Below are 24,142 nucleotides of genomic sequence, written 5' to 3'. Positions count from 1 at the left end.
ATGCAAAACCGCTGCCCACTTCGGCCTTCGATGCTCTAAGTTGGACAAACTGACCTAACGGGATGAGGGATCATGGACCATCGCACACCTTCGCTGCCGCCCAAGACGGCGCTGACCCGCTTTTCCGTGTCGCCCCTGTGGACGCTCACCCGGCGCCTCGCGGACGTGGCGTCGGGGCGGACACCCGCCGATCTGGTGATCACGGGCGCCCGTGTGCTTTCGACCTATAGCGAGCGCATCGCCCCGGAGCGGGAGATCTGGGTCGCCGGCGGCCGCATCGCGGCGGTGAAGCCGGCCGGCGCCTACCGGCAGGTCAAGGGGACGCCGGGACGGGTCTACGATGCGAAGGGCGGCATCGTTGCTCCGGGCCTCGTCGATCCGCATATCCATATCGAGAGCAGCATGGTCACGGCCTGCGCCTACGCGGAGGCGGCGCTGCTCAACGGCACGACGACGATCTTCTGCGACAGCCACGAGATCGGCAACGTGATGGATTCAGCCGGCATCGAGATGATGCTGGAGGATGCCCGCCATGCCCCGCTCTCCATTTTCCTGACGGTGCCGAGCACCGTGCCCGCCACCTCGCCGGAGCTGGAGACGGCGGGCGGCGACCTCACGCCGGACAAGATCGCTTCCCTGTTCGACCGCTGGCCGGAGGCGGCGGCGCTCGGCGAGAAGATGGATTTCGTGCCGGTCACCATGGGCGACGAGCGCAGCCACGCAATCCTCGCCGCGGCCCTGGAACGCGGCAAGCCGGTCTCGGGCCACATCTACGGCCGTGAATTCGTGGCCGCCTATGCAGCGAGCGGCGTCACCGATACCCATGAGGCCATCGACCGGGACATCGCCGACGATCTGCTCGATGCAGGCGTGTGGATCTTCCTGCGCGGCGGCCCACCGACGACGCCGTGGCATTCGCTGCCCGAGGCCATCAAGACCATCACGGAGCTGGGCTCTTCGCACAAGCGCATCTGCGTCTGCACGGATGACCGCGATGCGGACGATCTCATGATGTTCGGCATGGATTGGGTGACCCGCGAAGCCCGCCGCGCCGGCATGAGCCGTGAGCAGGCCTGGAGCATGGGCTCGCTTCATCCGGCCACGCGCTTCGGCATGGAAGGGGAGATCGGTGGGCTCGGCGGCGGCCGCCGCGCCGACGTGGTGCTGCTCAACGACGAGCTCGAAGTGCAGAACACATGGTATGGCGGCGAACTGGTGGTGGAAGGTGGAAAGATCACGCCGCTGCTCGATCAAGCCCTGTCGAACCGTTACCGCTATCCCGCCGAGGCCTATCGCACGGTCCATGTCTCGAAACGTCCTAAGCTCATTCCCGAGCTGCCCGCAGCGGCCTGCACGGCCAACGTGATCCGCGTGGCGCTGCCCGGCATCGTGCTCTTCCACGACAAGGTGCAGCTCCAGCCGGAGAAGGATTGGGAGACGCTGCTGTCCAAGAACGACCTGACCTTCGTGTCGGTCATCGAACGCCATGGCCGTTCGGACGGCGACCGGATCGCCCATGGCCTGCTCAAGGATTTCGGCCTGAAGAGTGGCGCGGTCGCGAGCAGCGTCGGGCACGATTCCCACAACCTGATCGTGGCGGGCACGAACGAGGGCGACATGCAGGTGGCCCTCGATGCCATCGTCGAGGCTCAGGGCGGCGTCTGCGTCGTGGATCAGGGCAAGGTCGTCGCCATGGTGCCGCTTCCGATCGCTGGCCTTCTCTCCGACAAGCGCGTGACGGAAGTGGCGGAGCAAACACGGGCCCTGAAGGCCGCCTGGGAGAGAGCGGGCTGCAAGATTCCCTATATGGGCTTCAACCTCATCCCGCTCTCCGTCATCCCGGAGATCCGCATCACCGATAAGGGGCTCGTGCTCGTGCCGGAAATGGAGCTGGTGCCGCTTTACGAGTGAGTGCCAGAGCCTCGGACGTGAAATCGAACTCACGTCCGAGGCTCGAATTTGTTGGTTTGACGCATCTTAACACGCAAAGCCGGTTCCGATTTTTGCGTCCGATGCTTTAAGCCGTAGTCCTCCCAAATCGCGCGATAGAGGAAGGCGATGCGGATATCACTCTACGACCTCAGCGTACCGACCTTCCTGCAAACCGTGAGCGCTGTCGGAACCTTCCTCGACCGCACGACGCGACATTGCGCCGAGACTGGCGCCGACCTGGAAGAGCTTGTGCAGGCTCGCCTCTTCCCCGACATGGCCCCTTTCCACTTCCAGATCGAGGCCTTGACGCATCATGCAGTGTGGGGGGTGGAGGCTGTGAAGACCGGCGTGTTCGCTCCACCGCCGTTGGTTGGCGCAATGCCTTTCGCCGATCTGCGGGCCATGGTCGGCCGGGCAGCCACAGCGCTGGAGGCGTTCACCCCCGATGAGGTCAACAACTCGTCCGGCAGGTATCTGGACATCGACCTCTTTCGACCGGTCGACGAGGAGAATGCCTCCACGTCGATCTGGGCCCCGCGGGCGTTGGCGTTTACGTCCGAGACCTTCCTGCTCTCGTTCTCTCTGCCCAATTTTCACTTCCACGCCGTCACCGCATACAACATTCTGCGCTCGCGAGGCGTACCGCTCGGTAAACGCGATTACGAGGGGCGGCTGCGCACCCGTTCAGTCTGAGCCGAGTTTTGGTCTCGCGTAAAAGAGCCGTGGCCACTCTAACGCTGCGACCGCCCGCCCCCCGGGCCTAGATCCCCAGGAACCTGAAGGGCTCTGCGTCCTTGAACTCCCGCGTCGCATCGCCGGAGAACGTGTGGTTCTGGTTCGGGCCGAGATCGAGCTTCTTCACGCGGCCTGTTTCAGGCGAGAAGTCGATGGCCTTGAGATCGACCCAGAAGGTGTTCGGCGTCAGGGCGGATTCGAAGAAATACAGCTTGCGTCGATGGTCCGCGACCGTGCGCCAGCGGGTGGATGAAATGTTGGGCTGGTCGGGCGTCGTGATGCCGTAGGGCACCGACACGTTGCGGATAACGCTGAAGACGCTCGCCAGGGCGAGATTGGCGTTCTCTTCCTTAGGGATCGTATTCACATAGAACGAGGCCCGCGCGAAGCGGTCGGCCGAGCGGTTGGTTCCCGGCAGCATTACGGTACCGCCGATCTCCTTCCAATACGCGTTCAGGGCGAGCTGTTGCTCGAAAACCGGCGAGTTGGTCATGACCTGGTATGTCCGGTCGTGATGGATCACCTGCTTGCCGTCGATATATTCGACGATGGCGCTGTCGCCCGACGCATCCGACATCGACAGGTGCAGCGTCGCCAACCGGTTCTCGCCCGGCACGTAATCGGTGACGATCGTGAACGGCTCGGCCTCCAGGGCGCTGACGGCCTCCTGAACGGTCGCGAAATTGTCGAGGACGTATTGCGCCCAGGCGGCGATCGAGAGCCCCGGCTTCGACCCGTCGAATGTCGGGTACTCGGATTCCACGAGCCAGAGCACATTGGCCGAAAGCCCCGCCTCGTTCAGGCCGTCGGTCGTTGAGATGTCGTAGCCCGAGGCGATCAGGCTTCCGTACTTCGACGTCCATCTCAGTGAGTTCGGACCGGCCTCGCCACTTCGCTCCATGCCGCGCGGGAAGATCCAGAGATTGGTCGCGATGTCGCTTTTCCAGTCCATGGAGCGAGCGGTGATCACGTTGTCGCTCGGCCCGAGATAGACGAGCCGCGTACAGGCCCAGGCGGGTGCCGGCGCACCTGCCAGAAGGGCTGCCAGGAACCCGGCAATGAGCGGTCTTGCAGCTGGTCTGTTCCGGTGGTGCATGGCGTCGTCCTCGCTATCCCGCCCAGCCTGGTAATCTAAGCCCCCAGAGAGGCGGGAGTTTGTCCGTGCTCATTCCGCCGTTTCGCCGGCCGGTCGCCCGGCCAGTTCATGAGCCCGTTCCAGGAGGTCTCCGACATCCTGCCGGAACTGCTCGAAGGCGAAGCCGAGGGCGAAGATCTGCCCAAAGGTCTTTCCGGGCAGCTCATGTATGAGAGCATCGGTCCTGAGTCCTTCAGCTTCGGTGCTGAATGCATTCAGAGCCTCCTCGAAGGCCGTCGGTTCAGGGGGAACCTTGCGGTGTTGCAGCGCCTGGGCGAGGTCCAGGAGCAGCCTCTGCGTCGCCTCGTGCAGGGTCATGAGCGAAGGGGCCAGCTTGTCCCGCGCCGGTGCGGGCAGGGGGCTCGACGAGGCCCTGCCGATCATGACGAGGTCGTGGCGGACCCGGTAGAGGGTGCGGATCAACGGCTCCGGATCGGGCGCCTCGGTCAGGTGGCTCTTGCGCTCCCGCGTCGCCTCCTCGGCGGCCGCCTCGGCCTTCTTCAGGGCGGCGCGGATCTGCGGATGGAGCTTCTGGAGAGCCGACCGCCCTTGAGGGCTCGCCGTCAGTTCCGCGATGAAAACGGAGAACAGCTCCGCATTGAGGGACACGACCCGGGCGGCCGCCTCCGTCAGCAGGACATGCGCTCGGGCCGGCAGGATGAACAGTGAGACGACGACGCCCACGATGTTGCCGAGGGTGATCTCCAGCACCCGGTCGAAGGCGGAGGCGAGGGGGCCGATAGCCTGCCCGGTCGGGGGCAGGAGCATGATCAGCGAAGTGATCGGCGCGACCCGGAATGCCGGCTTGATCGCGGCGAGCAGCGCCAGGGGAAACAGGGCCACCACGATGGCGATCCCCAGGCTCAAGGGGGAGTTGTGGGGGACGAAGGCGGCGACGAGGCCGCCATAGATGGCTCCGGCCAGGGTGCCGCTGAAACGCTCGACGGCGGCCTTGAGCGACGCGCCGACGCTGGCCTGCATCACGACCACGGCGGTGATCACGGCCCAGTAGCCCTGCGGCTGGTCGAGGATCCGGGTGACTACATAAGCTAGCGTGCCCGCGATGGTGACGCGCAGCGCCAGCTTCCACTCGGCGGAACGTGCCCCGATGCGGTCGCCGATGCGTTCCATCCACCCAGGCGATGCCATGCGATTCTCCGGGCGGAGAGCATAGAGGGTGGCAGACGAAGCTCGCTATGGAAAAGTCCGGCCTTCGACGGGCCTATTCGCGCGGCAGAACGGCCAGCTCTGAGCCGCATTCCTCGCAGAGGCCGAGATCGGGCGAAGCGATTACCTGCTTTGTCCCGCATTGGGGACAGCCCTTCAGGGCCATATGGAGCGATCCTTGCATCTGCTGCGCGCTTTGACGGAACGCCTCACTCACTTCGACGACCTGCTCGAACATGGACGCCTCCCTTGGCGGCTCCGATGCTGCGCCTGTCGGGAGCGACCGTCAACCGAGCTTTCCCGGTTCTCTGCTCGTTGAAGAGCGCAGACCGGATTCGGGTCTGGACGAACGCGTCGGTGAGACGCGGGTCCACTTTTTCGCACGATGCGCTAGTTCGCGAGTGTCGACGGGCGAACGGCGGAACCGTGAATGAGCAGAATTCGATGGGAGCAGGATCAGGTCGCGGGTGTGCCGCTCAACCGCCATGTCGGGTTCGTCGGCCCTATCGAGGTCGGAAGCGTGGCCTATGACGGGAGCAATCGGTTCTGGATCTGGTCGACCCCGCTGCAGGAGGATGCTTGGGGCTACGGCCCCACGGAGCAGGCAGCCAAAGCCGCCCTGGACGCCTGGCTCGCCTCATGGCTCGGCCATTTCAGATCCTTCCTCCAGCCCGGCGACCCTGGCTCCGCCTGAGGCGTCACGAGCGGTGCCAGGAACCAGCCCACTTCCCGCTCTGTTGGTGCGCCAGAGGAGAACCCGATGGGTCACATCGTTCTGCTGGGCGACAGCATCTTCGACAACGGGGCCTATGTGCGGACCGGCGAGCCGAATGTGGTGGCTCAGGTCCAGGCCAGATTGCCGGGCGGGTGGAAGGCCACCTTGTGCGCGGTCGACGGCGCCGTCACGACCGGGATCTGGCCGCAGATCGCCCGGGCTCCGGCCGACGCGACTCATCTGGTCGTCAGCGCCGGAGGCAATGACGCCCTGCGCCACAGCGGGATTTTGCGAGAGCCCGCCCGCTCCGTCGCCGAGGTCATGGCCCGGCTGGCGGATATACGTGACGAGTTCGCCCGCAATTACCGCGCGATGCTGGACGCCGTTCTGACGCGGCGCCTTCCAACCGCGCTCTGCACCATCTACGACGCCCGTTTTCCCGATCCGGACGAGCAGCGCCTCGTGGTTACGGCCCTGTCGATCTTCAACGATGTCATCATGCGGGAGTGCTTCGCTCGTCGTCTCCCTCTCGTTGATCTCAGGCTGATCTGCGACGAGCCGGACGACTACGCCAACCCCATCGAACCCTCGGCCACAGGCGGAGACAAGATCGCGGCCGCGATCGCCCAGGTGGTGGCGGGGAACACCATCTTTCCGCGCTCGCAGGTGTACGCCCGCTAGAGAATGATCGCGTGAAAATGAACAAATTGTCAGAAATAGATGTGAGTATTCAAAATAGTCATCAAATATTCGGCCAAGCTCCGAACCGGAGTTCATGTTGCGAATTGATGTCAATGGATTTCGGTTCGTCTCTTCTCAAGAGGTTGACTATGAAGAAATTAGCTTTGGTGGCCGGAGTTGCAGCCATTACACTGGCAGGTGTCGGTGCCGCCGACGCCCAGCACTGGCGCGGCGCCGGATGGCGTGGTGGCGGATGGAACGGCGGCGGATGGCGCGGCGGTTACTATCCTGGCTATTACCGTGGCGGCGGCTGGAACAATGGCGGCGCGGTCGCTGCGGGCCTCGTCGGCGGAGCCGTTCTCGGCGGCCTCCTGACCGCGGCGGCAACGGCCCCGGCCTATTCGTATCCGGCCTACGGATACCCGGCCTATGGCTACGGATACGGCTATCCCGCAGCCTACAACTACCCGGCCTATAGCTACCCCGGTTACGGTTATTACTCCGCTCCCGTGACCCGGGTCGTCTACCAGCCGGCTCCGGCCTATCGGACCCGCGTCGTGTACCGCGAGCCCGTCTACCGGACCCGAGTCGTCTACCGGCAGCCGCGCGTCGCGACCCGGGTTGTGTATCGTCAGCCGCGTGTCGCCACGCGGGTCGTCTATCGCGACCAGACCCGCGTCGCCCGCCCGGTCCGCCGTGACGTCGTGACCACCGGCTCCGTCACCCGGCGCGAGGTCCACCGGGTCCGCAGGGTGGACGGAGTTTATCGTTAAATCGAGCCGGGGCAGCCGAACCGGCGCCTCGCGACTCGATCAAACAAAAAACCGCCCTGATGAGGGGCGGTTTTTTGTTTGATCGGCTGTGCCGGGAAGCTTTACTTAATCTTGGCTTCCTTGAACTCGACGTGCTTCTTCGCGACCGGATCGTACTTCTTCAGGTTGAGCTTCTCGGTCATCGTGCGCGAGTTCTTCTTCGTCACATAGAAATAGCCCGTGTCGGCGGTGGAGACGAGCTTCACTTTGATCGTTGCGGCTTTGGCCATGGTCGGGACCTCTTATTCGGTTCAGGCGCTCGGTTGGCCCACGGCATGGCCGAAACGCAAAGGCCGGGCGAACCCGGCCGGAAAATCGTGGGGTTCCATTGCCTGATTATCGCAGATCAGTCAAGGGCGGAGGGTGGTTTCTTCGATGCTTCGGTCAGGAATGACCGGGAGGTCCCTATAGCAGCTCCCGCACGAACCGGCCACGCTGCTGATAATAGAAGGGCACCGGCAATTGATGACCGAATCCGGCTGCGATCCGGGCCTCCAGTTCGTCCAGAATCACGGTCGTGATCGGAGGCAGGTCCAGGGCCTTGGCCTGCGCGATGGTGACCCAGGCGAGCTCCACGAGTTCCGCCTCAGGCCCGACCACGTCCTCCACCTCCTCGGCGATGGCCGTTCGATCCACGGCGAAGAAGCGGGTGTCGAAGCGCCGGACACGCTTGGGCGGTGTGACGGCCCGACCGATGAAGTGCAGCGCCTCCAGATCGGGAAAGATGCCGCGCTCCTGGAAGGTCGTCCAGGCGGTGCCGGCTGGCGCGCGCTCGGGGGCGCCGTAATCCTTGGTCCCGAGCAGGAGCCCGGTCTCCTCGAAGGTCTCGCGGATCGCCGCGAGCGCCAGGGCGCGGCTGCGCTGCGTCGAGGGGCGGGTGACGCGGGCCATCAGGGCCTGCTCGGCGCGCGGGTGAAGGGCGCCGGTTACGGTCATGGACCGGTCCCCGGTTTCGATTCTTCCGCCCGGGAAGACGAATTTTCGGGGCATGAACTTCAGGCCCTCGTGGCGCCTTCCCATGAGGACCTTCGGGCTTCTGCCCTTGCGGTCGATGATGATGAGGGTCGCGGCGTCGACGGGACGGAGGGTCGGGAGCTTGGGATTGGTTTCACTGGAAACGAGGCGATCGATCCTCGCCAAGGTCTCGGTGTCCGTCACGGGCGTCATCCTCGTCGGCGTTCTTCCTGGCTCGGGCTGCCCCGAAGCCGTGCATCCCTAGCGCGTATTGCAGCCCCACGACAGCGCCTTTCACGGGCTGGAGCAGGGCGAGGCAGAGAATCAGCGTCAGGGCCGGCCAGAGCGCCAGATGCACCCACATGGGCATCTCGAGCTTCGTCTCGGTCATGAGGATCCCATAACCGATCAGGTGGCCGACCAGGAAGATCACGATATAGGGCGGCAGGTCGTCGGCCCGGTGGTGGTGGAACTCCGTTCCGCACGCGTCGCAACGGTCCACGACCTTGAGGAATCGGCCGAACAGCCTGCCCTTGTCGCAGGCCGGGCAATGGCCGAGGAAGCCGCGCTTCATGGCCGGTATCGCCTTCACGTCCTCCGTCAGGGTCGTATTCGGCGTCTCGATCATCAAAGACATTCTCTGTTCCTCAAACGTCAGGCGCGGCCGCGCCGCTTGACCTTCACGCGGGTCGGGACGCGACCCTTAGGGGGCGGCGCCTTGCCAGCCTTGAAGCCGCGCGGCGGGCGTTTCGCGCCACCCCTGGACGGCCCGCTCCTTCCGGTGACGCGGCCCTTTGTCAGGATCTCGAAGCGCAGCGCGCCGGCGACCGGAGCCGCCTCGACCAGCTTCACCTCCACCTTGTCGCCGAGCCGGTAGGTTTCACCCGTATCGTCGCCGCGCATGGAATGGGTCCGCTCGTCGTAGCGGTAGTAATCGTCCCCGATCGTGGCCGCCGGGACGAAGCCGTCCGCGCCGGTCTCGATCAGTTTGATGAACAGGCCCGCTTTGGAGACGCCCGAGATCTGTCCCTCGAATGTGGCCCCGATCCGGTCGGCGAGGAAGTGTGCGATCAGGCGGTCGATTGTCTCACGCTCCGCCGCCATGGCCCGGCGCTCCGCGGCCGAGATCTTGGCGCTGATCTCGACCAGCTCGGCCCGGGTGGTGTCGGGCGGCAGCCCGTCCTTGCCGAGGTTGAGGGCGGCGACGAGGGCGCGGTGCACGATGAGATCGGCATAGCGGCGGATAGGCGAGGTGAAGTGGGCGTAGCGTCGGAGGTTCAGGCCGAAATGCCCGTAATTCTCCGCCGAGTATTCGGCCTGGGACTGGGAGCGCAGCACCACCTCGTTGATGAAGAGCTGATGCTCCGTGTCCTCGACGCTGCGCAGGATGCGGTTGAACAATTCCGGTCTCAGGGCACCCTGGGTCGGAACCTTCAGGCCGATGGAGGCCAGGACCTCGCTCAGGGCGCGCATCTTTTCGAGCGAAGGCTCGTCATGGACGCGGTAGATCAAGTCGCTTTCAGCCTTCTCCAGGCTTTCGGCCGCCGCCACGTTGGCGAGGATCATGAACTCCTCGATGAGCTTGTGCGCCTCCAGCCGCTCGGGCACGAAGATCCGGTCGACAGTGCCGTCGGGCTTGAGCACGATCTTGCGCTCGGGCAGGTCGAGGAACAGCGGCTCGCGAGTGTCGCGGGCCTTCTTCGCCAGCTCGTACCCGGCCCAGAGCGGCCTTAGGATCGTGTCGAGGATCGGCCCCGTCACGTCGTCGGGCCTGCCGTCGATGGCGGCCTGGGCCTGTTGATAAGACAGTTTCTCGGCCGAGCGCATCATGACCCGGTGGAAGCTGTGGCGGATTTTTCGCCCGTCGGCGCCGATCACCATGCGGACCGCCAGGGCAGGGCGGTCCTCCCGGGGCCTTAAGGAGCACAGGTCGTTGGAGATCCGCTCCGGCAGCATCGGAACCACCCGGTCGGGGAAATAGACCGAATTGCCGCGTTCCTGCGCCTCCCTGTCCATGGCCGAGCGGGGGCGCACATAGGCCGCCACGTCGGCGATCGCCACGGTGAGGATGTAGCCGCCCGGGTTGTTCGGATCCTCGTCCGGAACCGCATGCACGGCGTCGTCGTGATCCTTGGCGTCCGGTGGGTCGATGGTGACCAGGGGAAGGGCGCGCCAATCCTCCCGGCCGTCCAGCACGGCGGGCTTCGCATTCTCGGCCTCTTCGAGCACCGGCTTCGGGAATTCGTTGGGGATGTTGTGCGCGTAGATCGCGATCAGGCTGACGGCCTTCTCCGATTTGATCGTTCCGAGCCGCTCCTTCACCTTGGCGGTGGGCAGGCCGAAGCGCCCGTGCTTCACGACGGACACGGAGATGAGGTCTCCATCCTGCGCTCCGCCCTCGTCGCCCGGCCTGATCTGCAGTTCCTGGTCACGGGCTTTCTTGTCCACGGGCACGAGCCGCCCGCCGCCCTCGGGCAGAGCCCGGAAGAGGCCGAGCACCTGCGCCTGTTTCTTGGCGATGATCTTGATCGCTCGACCGGAATAGCGGTGGATGTCGCCGGGCTGGAGTGGGTCGACCCGCAGCAGGGCCCGGTCGCCGACGCCCGCCACGGGCATGCCGGGACGGGGCTTGCGGGGCGCCACGAGGATGATGGTCGGGATGGGGCCGTGCTCCTCCTCGTCCCATTCGGTTGGAACGGCGATCAGCTCTCCGTCCCGATCCCGCTTGGTGATGTCCGCGAGCACGACGGACGGCAGCTGACCCGCCTTGTGGACCGTCTTGCCGCGTCGGTCGACGACACCCTCGACCTCCAGATCCTTGAGGATCTGCTTCAACCAGATACGGTCGCTGCCCTTGATTCCGAAGCGCTGCGCGATCTCGCGCTTGCCCACCTTGCCCTGGGCATGGGTGATGAAGGATACGACCTCCTCGCGGGAGGGCAGGGTGGCCGATGGGGCGGCTTTCGAACGTTTGACCAAAGGATAAACTCGTCGGTTTCGCAGGACCTTGTCGCATGCGAGCATGGCCGCGGCTAGTCCGCCCCGCTCGGCATCCTTGATGACGCCTGGATGAAGGAAGAGATCCATGCGGTGGCGTGGCCACGCGACCAAAAAATAAGGCCCCGATGTCGGAGCCTTTGAGGTACCGGCCCGTGGGGGCAGAATGAGCCGGTGAGTTTATAAAACGTACGGAAGCAGGGATGGTTCCAAATTTTTCTCAAGAAATTTTAGAATTTTACCGGAATTCATATAAGTTACTGATTTAAAGCACTTATTTTAGAATGATTCTTTTCAGTCGGGGGCCAATCGCTTTTTCATCAAGGCGAATTTTCGACGTAATCGGACGGGCTTTGCCTGGTCGGAGCCACTGGGCAGGGGAGCCCAGATAGCGCTGAGGAGCGTCGTCTTCGCTGACAGCGCGCTCTGACTCGAATGAGTAGAGATAGCGGCGCAAGCGGGAACGCCGTTTAGGGTAGTTCTCCAGGTCCTTGAGACCCAAGCGAAACCAAGTTCCTACGAAATATAGTCCGCTACCACGCCTTAGGTCATAGCCTTCAATCCAATCCGTGACGAGTATGTCGCATCCAGCTCGATGGCGACCTTGAGGTCGGGCAAAACTGCCAGGGCCAAAGTCCGAGACGGACCAAGATATGGGCGGTCGCTCAGGATGGACTGGATCGAGGACGTGAAGACTCCAGAAATGGATCCCAATCCCTTGCGAGGAGAGTTCGCGATTGGCGATAATCCAAAGGGGATGGCCATCTGCTCTCAGATCGCCGCTCAGAACGTGAAAGTCGTCGGTCTGACCGATATACGTTTCAGCGGGCCATTGCTGAACGACCATGTCGTCCTGGATGTAGAGTAGCGTAGAGGGCTGATCATCGCTCTGAGGCAAGCATTTGCAGATCGCTCGGCTTCTGCCCAGATCCACGCAGTGGCTCTCGGCGCATAAGGGCCTGGAGACAAGGACTGGTTCCGAAAGTCTCTTGAGAGAGCAGGTCTTGATCGGCTCGAGCCGATCATTTGCGGTCGGTGTTCCTTGGAGCAGGCACCAACTGATGAAAACAAAAGCCCAGCGCATGGCCTACCTTATGCGGATAGTTCTGCGCTGGGACTTTAATGATATAAAGTTCAGATATCCAGATCCGCTTCGTCCGCGAACGCGGCGCGCTCCTGGATGAAGGCGAAGCGGGCTTCGGGCTTGTTGCCCATCAGGCGCTCCACGGCGTCGCTGGCTTCCGGCTTGTCCTCGGCCTCCACGACGACCTTCAGGAGCAGGCGCTTCTTCGGGTCCATGGTGGTTTCCTTCAGCTGGGCCGGGAGCATCTCGCCAAGACCCTTGAAGCGTCCGATCTCCACCTTGCCGCTGCCCTTGAACACCGTCTTCATGAGCCTTTCCCGGTCGGCGTCGTCGCGGGCATAGGCCGATTTCGACCCCTGCGTCAGCCGGTAGAGGGGCGGGACCGCGAGGTAGAGGTGGCCGCCGTCGATGAGTCGGGGCATCTGCCGGTAGAAGAAGGTGATGAGCAGCGAGGCGATGTGGGCGCCGTCCACGTCCGCGTCGGTCATGATGACGACCTTCTCGTAACGCAGGTCGGAATCCTTGTAATGGGAGCCCGTGCCGCAGCCCAAAGCCTGGACGAGGTCGGAGAGCTGCTGGTTCTGGTGCAGCTTCTCCCGGCCCGCGGAGGCCACGTTCAGAATTTTTCCGCGCAGCGGAAGCACGGCCTGGGTGGCGCGGTCGCGGGCCTGCTTGGCGGAGCCGCCCGCCGAGTCGCCCTCGACGATGAACAGCTCGGAACCCTTGGCGCCTGCATTGGAGCAATCCGCCAGCTTGCCGGGCAGGCGTAGCTTGCGGGTCGCGGTCTTGCGGGCGACCTCCTTCTCCTGGCGGCGGCGCAGGCGCTCTTCGGCCCGGTCAATCACCCAGTCGAGGAGCTTGTTGGCCTGCTGCGGCGCCGCCGCGAGCCAATGGTCGAACGTGTCGCGGATTGCGTTCTCGACAATGCGACCGGCTTCGACCGTTGCCAGCTTGTCCTTGGTCTGGCCCTGGAATTCCGGCTCGCGGATGAAGACCGAGAGCATGGACGCGCAGGTGGCCATCACGTCGTCGGTAGTCACGGCCGCCATGCGCTTCGACTGGCCGACGCGCTCGGCATGTTCGCGAAGCGCGCGCAGGAGCGCGATGCGCAAGCCGTTCTCGTGCGTGCCGCCCTCGGGGGTCGGCACGGTGTTGCAGTACGAGATCGAGAACCCGTCCTCGTTGGTCATCCAGGCGACCGCCCATTCCAGCGAGCCGTGGCTGCCGGGCTTGGTGATCTTGCCGGAGAAGAGCTGGTCCGTGACCAGTTCCTTCCCCTCGATGTCGTGGAGCAGGTAATCCTTCAGGCCGTTCGGGAACTTGAAGGTCGCCTCGGCCGGGACGTTCTCGGCACCTTCGATCAGGGAAGCGGCGCATTTCCAGCGAATCTCCACGCCGCCGAAGAGATAGGCCTTGGAGCGCGCCATCTTGAACAGGCGGCGGGGCTGGAAATGGGCGTCCTTGCCGAAGATCTGCCAGTCGGGCTTGAAGCGCACCTTGGTGCCGCGCCGGTTGAGGACGCGCCCGACGGTCTCCAGCTTCCCCTGCGGGATGCCGCGCGAGAACACCTGGCGGTAGAGCTGCTGCCCGCGCGCCACTTCCACCTCGAGGATCTCCGAGAGGGCGTTCACGACCGAAACGCCGACGCCGTGCAGGCCGCCCGAGGTCTCGTAGACCTTCGAATCGAACTTACCGCCCGCGTGGAGCGTGGTCATGATGACTTCGAGGGCCGACTTCTTCGGGAATTTCGGATGCGGGTCGACCGGGATGCCGCGGCCATTGTCGGTCACGGAGAGCCAGCCGCCTTCCTCCAGCTCCACCTCGATGAAGGTCGCGTGTCCGGCGACCGCCTCGTCCATGGAGTTGTCGATCACCTCGGCGAAGAGGTGGTGCAGGGCCTTCTCGTCCGTTCCGCCGATATACATGCCGGGACGGCGGCGGACGGGCTCGAGCCCCTCCAGCACCTCGATGGCGGACGCGTCATAGCCGGCTTCCCCCGGTGTGCCCTGAGGGGGCGCAGCGCGGGATACCTTGACGGCGGCGGTGCGGGCCGAGGCGGGCGCGGCGCGCTTGGGCCCGCCGCCTCCGAAGAGATCGTCATTGTCTGTCATTGGGACCTTGGTCCGAGATGATGATTCGCGTTTCTTTACACTATTTCTCATTCCGTTTTTATACGAGAACAAAACGGAAACGAAAAGGGCAGTCTGTCGTCGCAATCCATAAATTCGATAATCAGGCTACGCTATAAAGGTTACCAGCGTTTTCCACGAAAGGATGTCTTCCGGTTGTCATGGGGAACTGTTTAAATTCCATTCACGTTGGAAGTGTTAAGCATGAGCTTAGCGGGAGAGACGGGCGTGACGACGCGGACGATTGTGACACCGGCACAGAAGCTTCACTTGGACCGCGCCGCGCGCAATGCGGGTGAGGCCTTCGCCTTCGAAGAGCCGGACACCGCGCCTGTGGCCCAGCGGTCCTACGGGTCCAGTCTCGTCTGGCTCTCTATGGCGGCGGTCGCCGTTCTGGGCTTCAGCTTCCTTTTCTAACCGTCGGAATTCTTGTCTCCGCCGAAAAGCGTGACAAGCCAATCCTCGATTCCTTTGCCGACAATCAGAAGGAACAGGGTGACAAGCGTGCCGGCGATGGTGACGAACCACGCGCCCAGGCCCGCCGCGATACCGAGGCCCGCCGCAATCCAGACGGTCGCGGCGGTCGTCAGGCCGTGCACCTGCATCCGGTCCCGGTTGCGCAGGATCGCGCCTGCGCCCAGGAAGCCGAGGCCCGTCATGATGCCCTGCACGACGCGGCTCACCGCCGCCTGATCGAAGTGCAGCCTTTCATAAGCCGACCCCGACAGGATCACGATCGCGGAGCCCAGGGCGACGAGCCCTAGGGTCCGCATCCCGATGGGCTTGTCGCGGATGTCCCGGTTTATGCCCACCATCATTCCGGCAACGGCCGCGCCGCAGAGGCGCAGAGTCATCTCGATCTGGTCGGCATATTCCACGGACAGCCAGGACAGCCATTCCCGCATGGGGATCAGCCGGCCTTGGCCGTCTTCTTGGGCGCGGCCTTCTTGGCGGCCGTTTTCTTGGCGGCGGGCTTCTTGGCAGCCGTCTTCGCCGCCGTCTTGGTGGCGGCTTTCTTGGCCGCCGGAGCCTTGGCGGCAGCCGCCTTCTTGGCCGGAGCCTTGCGTCCGCGGGCAGCCTTCTTCGACGGTCCGGCCGCGCGGCGGGCCTTGAGAAGCTCGACCGCCTCTTCCAGCGTCACCGCCTCCGCCGCCATGGCGCGGGGCAGGGTGGCGTTGGTCTCGCCGTCGGTCACGTAGGGGCCGAAGCGGCCGGCCTTCACCACGATGGGCTTGCCGGATTCCGGGTCATCGCCCAGGGAGCGCCCCGGATCGGCGGCGCGACGTCCGCCGCCTCCGCCGCTCTCCTTGGTGACGATCAGGTCGATGGCGCGGTTGGCGCCGATCTCCAGCACGTCGTCGCCGGGGCCGAGATTGGCGTAGACCTTGCCGTGCTGGACGTAAGGCCCGTAGCGGCCGATGCTCACCAGGATCGGCTCGCCTGATTCCGGATGGGTCGCCACCTGACGCGGCAGCGCCAGGAGCTTCAGGGCCTTCTCCAGGTCGACCTGGGCGGGCGTCATGCCCTTCGGCAGGGACGAGCGCTTGGGCTTCTCGCCTTCGCCGAGCTGCACGAAGGGGCCGAAACGGCCGTCGCGCAGGGTGACTTCCAGGCCCGTCTCCGGATCCGTGCCCAGCACTTTCACGCCGGGCTGGCCACCGTTCTCCGACGAGCCGTCGCCCTCGCCCTCGACGCCGCTGGCGGCGAGCTGGCGGGTGTATTTGCACTCGGGATAGTTCGAACAGCCGATGAAGGAGCCGAACTTGCCGAGCTTGAGCGAAAGCTGGCCCGTGCCGCAGGTCGGGCAGGTGCGCGGGTTCGAGCCGTCGCCCTTGTCGGGGAAGATGTGGGGCCCGAGCAGCTCGTTGAGAGCGTCGAGCACCTCGGTCATGCGCAGATCCTTCGTCTCGCCGATGGCGGCGGAGAAATCGCGCCAGAAGTCGCGCAGCACCTGCTTCCAGTCGATCTCCGAATTGGAGATCCGGTCGAGCTGCTCCTCCAGGTCCGCGGTGAAGTCGTATTCCACGTAGCGGCGGAAGAAGCTTTCCAGGAAGGCCGTGACGATACGGCCCTTGTCCTCGGGCACGAGCCGCTTCTTCTCGATCTTCACGTATTCGCGGTCGCGCAGGGTCTGCAGAACGGCCGCGTAGGTCGAGGGACGGCCGATGCCGAGCTCTTCCATGCGCTTGACCAGGGAGGCTTCCGAGTAGCGCGGCGGCGGCTCGGTGAAGTGCTGGCTCGCGTTGATGCGGCGGCGCTCCAGGGGATCGCCGGCCTTCATCGGGGGCAGACGGCCCTCGTCCTCGTCCGCCTCGTCGTCCTTGCTCTCGTTGTAGAGCGTGAGGAAGCCGTCGAACTTGATCACCTGACCGGTGGCGCGAAGGTCGAGCCTGCGCGGGCCGACCTGGGCCGCGATGTCGGCCGTGGTGCGCTCCAGCTCGGCCGATTCCATCTGGCTCGCGATGGTGCGGGTCCAGATCAGGTCGTAGAGACGGGCCTGCTCGGGTTCCAGGTACTTCGCGACCTGCTTCGGCAGGCGGCCCATGTCCGTCGGGCGGATGGCCTCGTGCGCTTCCTGCGCGTTCTTGGCCTTGGTCGTGTATTTACGCGGGGCGCCCGGCACGTAGCGGTCGCCGTATTCCTTGCCAATCACCCGGCGGGCTGACTGAACGGCCTCCGGCGCCATGTCAACGCCGTCCGTACGCATATAGGTGATGAGGCCGACCGTCTCGCCGCCGATATCCACGCCCTCGTAGAGCCGCTGCGCGATGCGCATGGTCTGAGCCGGCGCCAGGCCGAGCTTGCGCGAGGCCTCCTGCTGCAGGGTCGAGGTGGTGAAGGGCGGGTAGGGGTGCCGCTTGGCGGGTTTCGCTTCGATGTTCGCGACGGAGAAGGTCGCGAGCTCCAGGTCCTTCTTGAAGGCTTCCGCGTCCTGGCCGTTGCCGATGTCGAGGCGCTGGATCTTCTTGCCGTCGGCGCCCACGAGGCGCGCGTCGAACACCGCGCCGTCCTTGGTGGCCAGCGTGGCGATCAGGGACCAGTATTCCCGCGGCTTGAAGGTCTCGATCTCGAGCTCACGGTCGCAGACGAGGCGCAGGGCCACCGACTGAACGCGCCCGGCCGAGCGGGCGCCGGGCAGCTTGCGCCAGAGCACGGGGGACAGGGTGAAGCCGACGAGATAGTCCAGAGCCCGGCGGGCCAGATAGGCATCGACGAGCGCCTGGTCGATCTGGCGCGGCTGACGCAGGGCGGTCTGGACGGCGTCCTTGGTAATGGCGTTGAAGGTCACGCGCTCGACCGGCAGGTCCTTGAGCACGCGCTTTTCCCGCAAAGCTTCCAGAACGTGCCAGGAAATCGCCTCGCCCTCGCGGTCCGGGTCGGTGGCCAGGATGAGCTTCTCGGCTCCCTTGATCGCCTTGGCGATCTCGGAAATCCGCTTCGAGCCCCGGTCCTCCAACGTCCAGATCATGCGGAAATCGGCATCCGGGTCGACCGATCCATCCTTGGCGGGCAGATCGCGGATATGCCCGAAGGAGGCCAGGACCTCGTAATCCTTGCCGAGATATTTGTTGATCGTCTTGGCCTTCGCAGGCGACTCGACGACGAGGACTTTCATGAACGAGTTCCTAAAAGCGGGAGCAGACGGAGGCCCTGCGGACAGGGCAGACTCGACGGTCGGCCCCGGACTGTCGCAGGGCGGGATAAGTGGTTGATGATCGCTGACAAGTCAAATCGGACTTGTACGTACCGTCCCTATATGGCTGCGAGGGCCCGCTCCAGCAAGGGATCCACCGCCTGCCCGAGGTCGTTGGCGCCGATCATCCGCGGAGGGCTGGCCAAGCGGGTGAGGGCGTAAGCCTGGGTGATTTCGGCCGGGGCGGAGCGGGCCAGGGCCGCCGTCGCCGCGAGGGAGAAGAGCCGTTCAGCCACGAACCTCGCCTTCGCCTCGGCGTCGGCGGATTGGAGGGCCAGGACGATGTCCCGGGCGGTCTCCGAGGCTCCCGGAAGACCGGCGACATCCGCCATCAGGCGCTCCAGGACGGATGCGGCGACCTCCGGCTCCCGGTTCTCGGCACGAAGGATGTCGAGGGCGATCACGTTGCCCGAGCCTTCCCAGATCGCGTTGACCGGAGCCTCACGGTAGAGCCGGGGCAGGGCGCTCTCTTCCACGTAGCCGTTGCCGCCGAGGCATTCCATGGCTTCATAAAGGAGGCGTGGAGCCGCCTTGCAGATGCCGAACTTGGCCGCCGGGGTCACGAGCCGGGCATGGGCCGCCTCATGCGGGTCGCTTGGGGCCAGATCGAAGCTGTGGGCCGTCCTCAAGGCGAGCGCCGTCATGGCCTCACTCTCGAGGGCGAGGTCCGCCAGCACCATCCGCATGGCCGGCTGGTCGATGAGCTTCTTCTGGAAGACGCTGCGGTGGCGGGCATGATGCATGGCGAGCACCAGCCCCATCCGAACGAGGCCAGCCGAGGCTACGGCGCAGTCGAGGCGCGTCAGCTGAACCATCTCGATGATGGTGCGCACCCCGCGGCCTTCCTCGCCGATCCTCCAGGCGAACGCGTCCTCGAACTCGACCTCCGCGGAGGCGTTCGAGCGGTTGCCGAGCTTGTCCTTCAGCCGCTGCAGGCGCAGGGCGTTGAGCGAGCCGTCCGGGCGGAAGCGGGGAACGAGGAAGCAGGTGAGCCCGCCGGGAGCCTGGGCGAGCATCAGAAAGGCGTCGCACATGGGCGCGGACATGAACCATTTGTGCCCCGTGAGCGCGTATTCGTCCCCGGCCTTGTGGGCGGCCCGGGTCGTATTCGCCCGGACATCGCTGCCGCCCTGCTTTTCGGTCATGCCCATGCCGATGGTCACGGCCGTCTTCTCCCAGAAGGGGATGAAGCGGGAATCGTAGTCCCGCGAGCGGATCCGCGGCAGCCATTCCGCGAGCCGGGCCGGGGAGGCGGCAAGCGCCGCGACCGACGCATGGGTCATGGTGATCGGGCAGACATGCCCGCTCTCGACCCCTGCCGCCGTATAGAGCCTCGCCGCCCGGACCAGATGGGCGTTTTCGTTCCTGAGTTCGTTCCAGGTCGAGGCATGGAGCCCGTCCACCATGCTGGCGCGCATCAGCACGTGATAGGCCGGGTGGAACTCGACCGCATCGATCCGGTAGCCCCTTGCATCATGGGTGCGCAGCGTCGGCGGGTTCTCGTTGGCGAGCCGGCCGATGTCGAGACGCTCCGCCGAACCCCAGGCATCGCCGAAGGCCATGAGCCCTTCCGCCTCCGCAGCGACGCCGTTCGCCTTCAGGGCGTCGAGCAGGGGGCGGTTCAAGGCGATCAGGTTCACGTCGCCGAAGGGCGGCGTCTGGTTGAAGACCTCGTGGGTGTCATGGACGGGCGACATGGCGCGACCCCTGGAATGCGCAGCCTCAATTATAGTGCGCTCCTGCCCCTCCAACAGGATTCCCTCCCCCTTGCGGGGAGGGGTAGGGTGGGGGTGGTGCCATGTAGTGAATGGTTACCGAGTGAGGCGCTGTAGCGGCCCCCATGTCTTCCTCCCGAAGCTGGCGCTTCGACCGCCCGACCCCCACCCTCGATCCCTCCCCGCAAGGGGGAGGGAAAAAAGCCGGAGAATGGCGGCTTGCGGCCGTTTCCCGGAGCGCCTATAGCCATCGCTTTAAGATGAGTGACGCCCCCCAATCCATTTTTCCCCACCGGCATCTCCTCGGAATCGAGGGGCTGTCTCCCTTGGACATTCAGGCACTTCTCGATCTCGCCGATGAGCAGGTCGAGGTGAGCCGCCAGATCGAGAAGAGCAAGTCCAGCCTTCGCGGCCGGACACAGATCAACCTCTTCTTCGAAGCCTCCACCCGCACGCAATCGTCCTTCGAGATCGCCGGCAAGCGCCTGGGCGCCGACGTGATGAACATGCAGGTCGCCTCGTCCTCGGTGAAGAAGGGCGAGACCCTGATCGACACCGCCGTGACGCTGAACGCCATGCGGCCCGATATCATCGTCGTGCGCCATCACGCGGCCGGCGCGGTGCACCTGCTCGCCCAGAAGGTCGATTGCTCGGTGGTCAATGCGGGCGACGGCGCTCACGAGCACCCGACGCAGGCCTTGCTCGACGCGCTGACCATCCGCCGCAACAAGGGGCGCATCGCCGGCCTCACCGTGGCGATCTGCGGCGACATCCTGCATTCCCGCGTGGCGCGCTCCAACATGATCCTGCTCGCCGCCATGGGAGCCCGTGTGCGCCTCGTCGCGCCCTCGACACTGCTGCCGCCCGGCATCGCGCGTCTCGGCTTCGAGACCTTCACCAGCATGGAGGAGGGGTTGAGAGACGCGGACATCGTCATGATGCTGCGTCTCCAGCGCGAGCGTATGAACGGCTCCTTCGTGCCCTCCGTGAAGGAGTATTTCCGCTTCTACGGGCTCGACCAGGAGAAGCTCGCCTTCGCCAAGCCCGACGCGCTCGTGATGCATCCGGGCCCGATGAACCGGGGCGTGGAGATTTCCTCGGATGTCGCGGACGGCGCTCAATCCCTGATCCGCGAACAGGTCGAAATGGGCGTCGCCGTGCGCATGGCGGTGCTGGAGGCTCTGGCGAGCCATCTGCCGAACAGGTGAGGCACTTAACCCTCTCCCCTTCAGCGGGAGAGGGTGGCGAACGGAGTGAGCCGGGAGAGGGGCAGTGGACGAGAAGCGTAAGAACAGGGTGTCGACAGGGCTCCGTTCCTTCGCCAAGGAGCAGCGCTCGCTTCCGACGAGGGCGGAAGATCTGTTCTGGCAGCAGGTCCGGGCCGGCCGCTTCCATGGCTACAAGTTCAAGCGGCAGGTGCCCATCGCGCCTTATATCGTCGATTTTCTCTGTGCCGAGGCCAGGGTGATTGTGGAACTGGACGGCACTCCCCACGACACCCCCGAACGACGGGCGCATGATGAGCGCCGCGATGCTTTCCTGCGGAGCCAGGGTTTCCAGGTGCTCCGCTTTTCCAACGATCTGATGCTAGGCAACGGAAATCTCGTTCTTGACTCCGTGCGCCAAGCGATTGAAGCCGAACTCGGCCCCTCTCCCGACCTGCTTCGCAGGCCACCCTCTCCCGCAGAGGGGAGAGGGAAACAAGGTGTTCCATGACGTCTGATCGTCCCATCCTCTTCAAGAACGCCCGCCTCATCGACCCTGCCAGCGACCGCGAGGAGCGCGGCGGCATACTGGTGCGCGATGGCGTGATCCAGGCTCTCGGTCCGCAGGTGACGGACGCGGCCGACGCGCAGGTGATCGATTGTGCGGGCCAGGTGCTCGCTCCCGGCCTCATCGATATGCGCGCCTTCATCGGCGAGCCGGGCGGTCCCTATCGCGAGACGCTGAAGAGCGCCGGCGAGGCGGCTGCGGCGGGCGGAGTGACGACGGTCGTGTCCATGCCCGACACGAACCCGGTGCTCGACGATCCGGCTGTCATCGATTTCATCGTACGCCGCGCGCGCGATACCTCCATGATCAATATCTGCCCGGCTGCCGCCCTGACGAAGGGACTGGAGGGGCAGGAGATGGCGGAGATCGGCCGCCTCAAGGAGGCGGGCGCCATCGCGTTCACGGACGGGGCCCGCTCCGTCACGAACGCCCAGGTCATGCGCCGCGCGCTCACCTATGCCCGGGATTTCGACGCCCTGATCGTGCATCACGTGGAGGATCCCGACCTCGTCGGGCAGGGCGTGATGAACGAGGGCGAGTTCGCCTCGCGGCTCGGATTGCCCGGCATCCCGCGCGAGGCCGAGACGGTGATGCTGGAACGGGACGTCCGACTCGTGCGCCTCACCGGAGGGCGCTACCACGCGGCGATGATCTCCTGCGCCGATTCGGCCGAGATCGTCCGGGCCGCGAAGGCGAAGGGGCTGCCGGTCACCTGCGGCGTGTCCATCAATCACCTGGCGCTGAACGAGAACGATATCGGCGATTACCGCACTTTCATGAAGCTCTCGCCACCCCTGCGCCACGAGGACGACCGGCAGGCGATGATCGAGGCGCTGGCCGACGGCACCATCGACGTGATCGTGTCGGACCATAATCCGCAGGATGTCGAGACCAAGCGGCTGCCCTTCGCCGAGGCCGCCGACGGGGCGGTGGGGCTCGAGACGCTGTTGTCGGCCGCCCTGCGCCTTGTCCATGAGGGGCGCGTCGGCCTGCCCAGACTCCTGCGGGCACTGTCCACGAGACCGGCCGAAATCCTGGGACTTCCCGGCGGCCGCCTGAGCGTCGGCGCGCCGGCCGATCTCATCGTCTTCGATCCCGATGCGCCTTACGTGCTCGACAAGCGCCAGCTCAGGTCGCTCTCTAAGAATTCGCCCTTCGACGAGGCGCGCCTTGAAGGCCAAGTTTCCACGACGATGGTGGCGGGCAGGGTGGTTTTTCAGCGCGATACGATGTAACGAGAGATGAATGTCTGACGAAGCCAACCTCCTGCAGCTGCTCGCCGCCCTGATCTTCGGCTATCTCCTGGGCTCGATCCCGTTCGGGCTCATCTTCACCCGCATGGCGGGCTTAGGCGATGTACGCAAGATCGGCTCTGGCAATATTGGGGCCACGAACGTTCTCCGCACAGGCCGGAAGGGGCTTGCGGCCGCTACCTTGCTGGGCGATGCCTTGAAGGGAACCGTCGCGGTTTTGATCGCCGCGCAATGGGGCTCGCATTTCGCCATCGTTGCCGCCCTCGGGGCCTTTCTGGGTCACCTCTTCCCCGCGTGGCTGAAGTTCAAGGGCGGCAAGGGCGTTGCCACTTTCATCGGCGTGCTGATCGGCCTCAAGCCGCTGGCGGCTTTGATCTTCTGCCTGATCTGGCTCGGCGTGGCCTTCGTCAGCAAGTACTCCTCGCTCTCGGCCCTGATCGCCAGCGCGGCGACGCCGGTCGTTCTCTGGCTGCTCGGGGAGCCCGGCATGGCCGGCGTGGCGATCATCCTTGTGGCGCTGCTCTGGTGGAAGCACAGCCAGAACATCAGCCGCCTGCTTGCCGGAGCCGAGGGCAAGATCGGACAGAAGGGATAATTCATGATTCTGACCGATGAGCAGCGTCTCGATTGGCTTCGCCTCATAAGGTCAGAGAAAGTCGGCCCGCGCACCTTCCGGGCCCTGGTGAACCAATATGGCGGCGCGGCCGCCGCCCTGGAGGCGCTGCCGGACCTCGCCCGTCGCGGCGGGCGCCTGATGCTGAAGGTGTGCACCCGGGCGGAAGCCGAAAAGGAGATGGCCGCCGCCGCGCGCCTCGGCGTCCGTTTCATCGCCATGGGCGAGCCGGATTATCCGAAGACCCTGAAGGCCGTCGACACGGCCCCGCCCCTGATCGCCGTTCGCGGCTCGGCCACCATCCTGGCCCGGCCCTCGGTCGCCATCATCGGATCGCGGAACGCCTCCGCGTCCGGCCTGACTTTCGCGGAGCGCCTGTCGCGCCAGCTCGGCGAGGCGGGTTACGTCGTCGTGTCGGGGCTGGCCCGCGGGATCGACACCAAGGCCCACAAGGCAAGCCTGGACACCGGGACTGTGGCCGTGCTGGCCGGCGGGCACGATCGCATCTATCCAGCCCAGAACGAGCCGCTGCTGCACGCCATCGTGGAACAGGGCGGGGCGGTGGTGTCCGAGATGCCGATGGGCTGGGAGCCACGCGGGCGCGACTTTCCGCGCCGCAACAGGATCGTCTCCGGGCTCTCCTACGGTGTCGTCGTGGTCGAGGCGGCGCGCCGCTCCGGCTCGCTCATCACGGCGCGCTTCGCCCTGGAGCAGGGGCGGGAGGTCTTCGCCGTTCCCGGCTCTCCCCTCGAT

Annotated in this window: 23 protein-coding genes; 12 read left to right on the top strand and 11 right to left on the bottom strand. The window is 65.2% G+C overall.

What is annotated here, in order from left to right; genetic code table 11:
- Positions 1-72: 72 nt before the first annotated feature.
- On the top strand, positions 73-1,911 hold the full coding sequence (locus tag OC446_RS10025) for an adenine deaminase (protein ID WP_262028886.1): 1,839 nt from the start codon (positions 73-75) through the stop codon (positions 1,909-1,911).
- A gap of 147 nt (positions 1,912-2,058) precedes the next feature.
- A complete protein-coding gene (locus OC446_RS10020) occupies positions 2,059-2,625 on the top strand; it encodes a DUF1993 family protein (protein WP_262028885.1) in 567 nt (188 codons plus the stop codon).
- A gap of 67 nt (positions 2,626-2,692) precedes the next feature.
- On the opposite strand, the gene OC446_RS10015 is transcribed toward OC446_RS10020, so the two are convergent.
- The 3 genes from OC446_RS10015 to OC446_RS10005 all read right to left on the bottom strand — a co-directional run bounded on the left by OC446_RS10015 (position 2,693) and on the right by OC446_RS10005 (position 5,207).
- Positions 2,693-3,763, bottom strand: a complete 1,071-nt coding sequence (locus tag OC446_RS10015; RefSeq protein WP_262028884.1) for a linear amide C-N hydrolase — start codon at positions 3,761-3,763, stop codon at positions 2,693-2,695.
- A 69-nt stretch (positions 3,764-3,832) separates the two neighbouring features.
- Positions 3,833-4,951, bottom strand: a complete 1,119-nt coding sequence (locus tag OC446_RS10010; protein WP_262028883.1) for an FUSC family protein — start codon at positions 4,949-4,951, stop codon at positions 3,833-3,835.
- A gap of 73 nt (positions 4,952-5,024) precedes the next feature.
- Entirely contained in the window at positions 5,025-5,207 is a 183-nt protein-coding gene (locus OC446_RS10005) for a hypothetical protein (protein ID WP_262028882.1), read from the bottom strand.
- A gap of 192 nt (positions 5,208-5,399) precedes the next feature.
- Between OC446_RS10005 and OC446_RS10000 the strand changes: the two genes are divergently transcribed.
- The 3 genes from OC446_RS10000 (at position 5,400) to OC446_RS09990 (ending at position 7,138) form a co-directional block, all read left to right on the top strand.
- Positions 5,400-5,663, top strand: coding sequence for a hypothetical protein (locus OC446_RS10000; RefSeq protein ID WP_262028881.1), 264 nt, complete (start codon positions 5,400-5,402; stop codon positions 5,661-5,663).
- Between the two features lie 66 nt (positions 5,664-5,729).
- The gene (locus tag OC446_RS09995) at positions 5,730-6,365 is read left to right on the top strand and encodes an SGNH/GDSL hydrolase family protein (RefSeq protein WP_262028880.1); all 636 of its coding nucleotides are present in this window, start codon (positions 5,730-5,732) and stop codon (positions 6,363-6,365) included.
- 149 nt (positions 6,366-6,514) lie between these two features.
- Positions 6,515-7,138, top strand: a complete 624-nt coding sequence (locus tag OC446_RS09990; protein ID WP_262028879.1) for a hypothetical protein — start codon at positions 6,515-6,517, stop codon at positions 7,136-7,138.
- Positions 7,139-7,239: 101 nt separating this feature from the next.
- Here the strand turns inward: OC446_RS09990 and rpmG are convergent, their stop codons facing one another.
- The 4 genes from rpmG to rnr form a co-directional block, all read right to left on the bottom strand.
- Positions 7,240-7,407, bottom strand: coding sequence for a 50S ribosomal protein L33 (gene rpmG / locus OC446_RS09985; protein WP_009491004.1), 168 nt, complete (start codon positions 7,405-7,407; stop codon positions 7,240-7,242).
- A gap of 175 nt (positions 7,408-7,582) precedes the next feature.
- Complete coding sequence (locus OC446_RS09980) at positions 7,583-8,344, bottom strand: NUDIX hydrolase (protein WP_410055052.1); 762 nt, start codon at positions 8,342-8,344, stop codon at positions 7,583-7,585.
- Positions 8,286-8,768 (bottom strand): DUF983 domain-containing protein, encoded by a 483-nt coding sequence (locus OC446_RS09975; protein ID WP_262028877.1) that lies wholly within the window; start codon positions 8,766-8,768, stop codon positions 8,286-8,288. Before OC446_RS09975 ends, OC446_RS09980 begins: the two co-directional genes overlap by 59 nt.
- A 17-nt stretch (positions 8,769-8,785) precedes the next feature.
- Positions 8,786-11,110 carry a ribonuclease R gene (gene rnr / locus OC446_RS09970; protein ID WP_410055051.1) on the bottom strand — a complete coding sequence of 775 codons (2,325 nt, stop codon included), beginning with the start codon at positions 11,108-11,110 and terminating at the stop codon, positions 8,786-8,788.
- A 688-nt stretch (positions 11,111-11,798) separates the two neighbouring features.
- On the opposite strand from rnr, the gene OC446_RS09965 reads away from it, so the two are divergent.
- Complete coding sequence (locus tag OC446_RS09965; RefSeq protein WP_262028875.1) at positions 11,799-11,996, top strand: hypothetical protein; 198 nt, start codon at positions 11,799-11,801, stop codon at positions 11,994-11,996.
- Positions 11,997-12,262: 266 nt separating this feature from the next.
- Here OC446_RS09965 and parE read toward each other — a convergent pair whose 3' ends face one another.
- Positions 12,263-14,323, bottom strand: a complete 2,061-nt coding sequence (parE, locus tag OC446_RS09960; RefSeq protein ID WP_262028874.1) for a DNA topoisomerase IV subunit B — start codon at positions 14,321-14,323, stop codon at positions 12,263-12,265.
- Between the two features lie 222 nt (positions 14,324-14,545).
- On the opposite strand from parE, the gene OC446_RS09955 reads away from it, so the two are divergent.
- On the top strand, positions 14,546-14,758 hold the full coding sequence (locus OC446_RS09955; protein ID WP_262028873.1) for a hypothetical protein: 213 nt from the start codon (positions 14,546-14,548) through the stop codon (positions 14,756-14,758).
- On the opposite strand, the gene OC446_RS09950 is transcribed toward OC446_RS09955, so the two are convergent.
- The 3 genes from OC446_RS09950 to OC446_RS09940 all read right to left on the bottom strand — a co-directional run bounded on the left by OC446_RS09950 (position 14,755) and on the right by OC446_RS09940 (position 19,732).
- Positions 14,755-15,246 carry an MgtC/SapB family protein gene (locus OC446_RS09950; protein ID WP_262028872.1) on the bottom strand — a complete coding sequence of 164 codons (492 nt, stop codon included), beginning with the start codon at positions 15,244-15,246 and terminating at the stop codon, positions 14,755-14,757. The two genes, OC446_RS09955 and OC446_RS09950, sit on opposite strands and share 4 nt — an antisense overlap.
- A gap of 5 nt (positions 15,247-15,251) precedes the next feature.
- A complete protein-coding gene (gene topA, locus OC446_RS09945) occupies positions 15,252-17,957 on the bottom strand; it encodes a type I DNA topoisomerase (RefSeq protein ID WP_262028871.1) in 2,706 nt (901 codons plus the stop codon).
- 137 nt (positions 17,958-18,094) lie between these two features.
- Complete coding sequence (locus OC446_RS09940) at positions 18,095-19,732, bottom strand: isovaleryl-CoA dehydrogenase (protein ID WP_262028870.1); 1,638 nt, start codon at positions 19,730-19,732, stop codon at positions 18,095-18,097.
- A 278-nt stretch (positions 19,733-20,010) separates the two neighbouring features.
- Here OC446_RS09940 and OC446_RS09935 point away from each other — a divergent pair, with 278 nt between their 5' ends.
- The 5 genes from OC446_RS09935 to dprA all read left to right on the top strand — a co-directional run.
- On the top strand, positions 20,011-20,958 hold the full coding sequence (locus OC446_RS09935) for an aspartate carbamoyltransferase catalytic subunit (protein ID WP_262028895.1): 948 nt from the start codon (positions 20,011-20,013) through the stop codon (positions 20,956-20,958).
- 64 nt (positions 20,959-21,022) lie between these two features.
- Positions 21,023-21,466 (top strand): endonuclease domain-containing protein, encoded by a 444-nt coding sequence (locus OC446_RS09930; protein WP_262028869.1) that lies wholly within the window; start codon positions 21,023-21,025, stop codon positions 21,464-21,466.
- Positions 21,463-22,758 (top strand): dihydroorotase, encoded by a 1,296-nt coding sequence (locus tag OC446_RS09925; RefSeq protein WP_262028868.1) that lies wholly within the window; start codon positions 21,463-21,465, stop codon positions 22,756-22,758. Before OC446_RS09930 ends, OC446_RS09925 begins: the two co-directional genes overlap by 4 nt.
- A gap of 10 nt (positions 22,759-22,768) precedes the next feature.
- Complete coding sequence (gene plsY / locus OC446_RS09920) at positions 22,769-23,371, top strand: glycerol-3-phosphate 1-O-acyltransferase PlsY (protein WP_262028867.1); 603 nt, start codon at positions 22,769-22,771, stop codon at positions 23,369-23,371.
- Between the two features lie 3 nt (positions 23,372-23,374).
- Positions 23,375-24,142 (top strand): DNA-processing protein DprA (dprA, locus tag OC446_RS09915; protein ID WP_262028866.1); only part of this gene is annotated, 768 nt, incomplete at its 3' end.

It is taken from the genome of Microvirga sp. Mcv34 (genome assembly GCF_024519725.1).
Taxonomy (GTDB): domain Bacteria; phylum Pseudomonadota; class Alphaproteobacteria; order Rhizobiales; family Beijerinckiaceae; genus Microvirga.
This window is presented reverse-complemented; position numbering and strand designations above follow the sequence as displayed.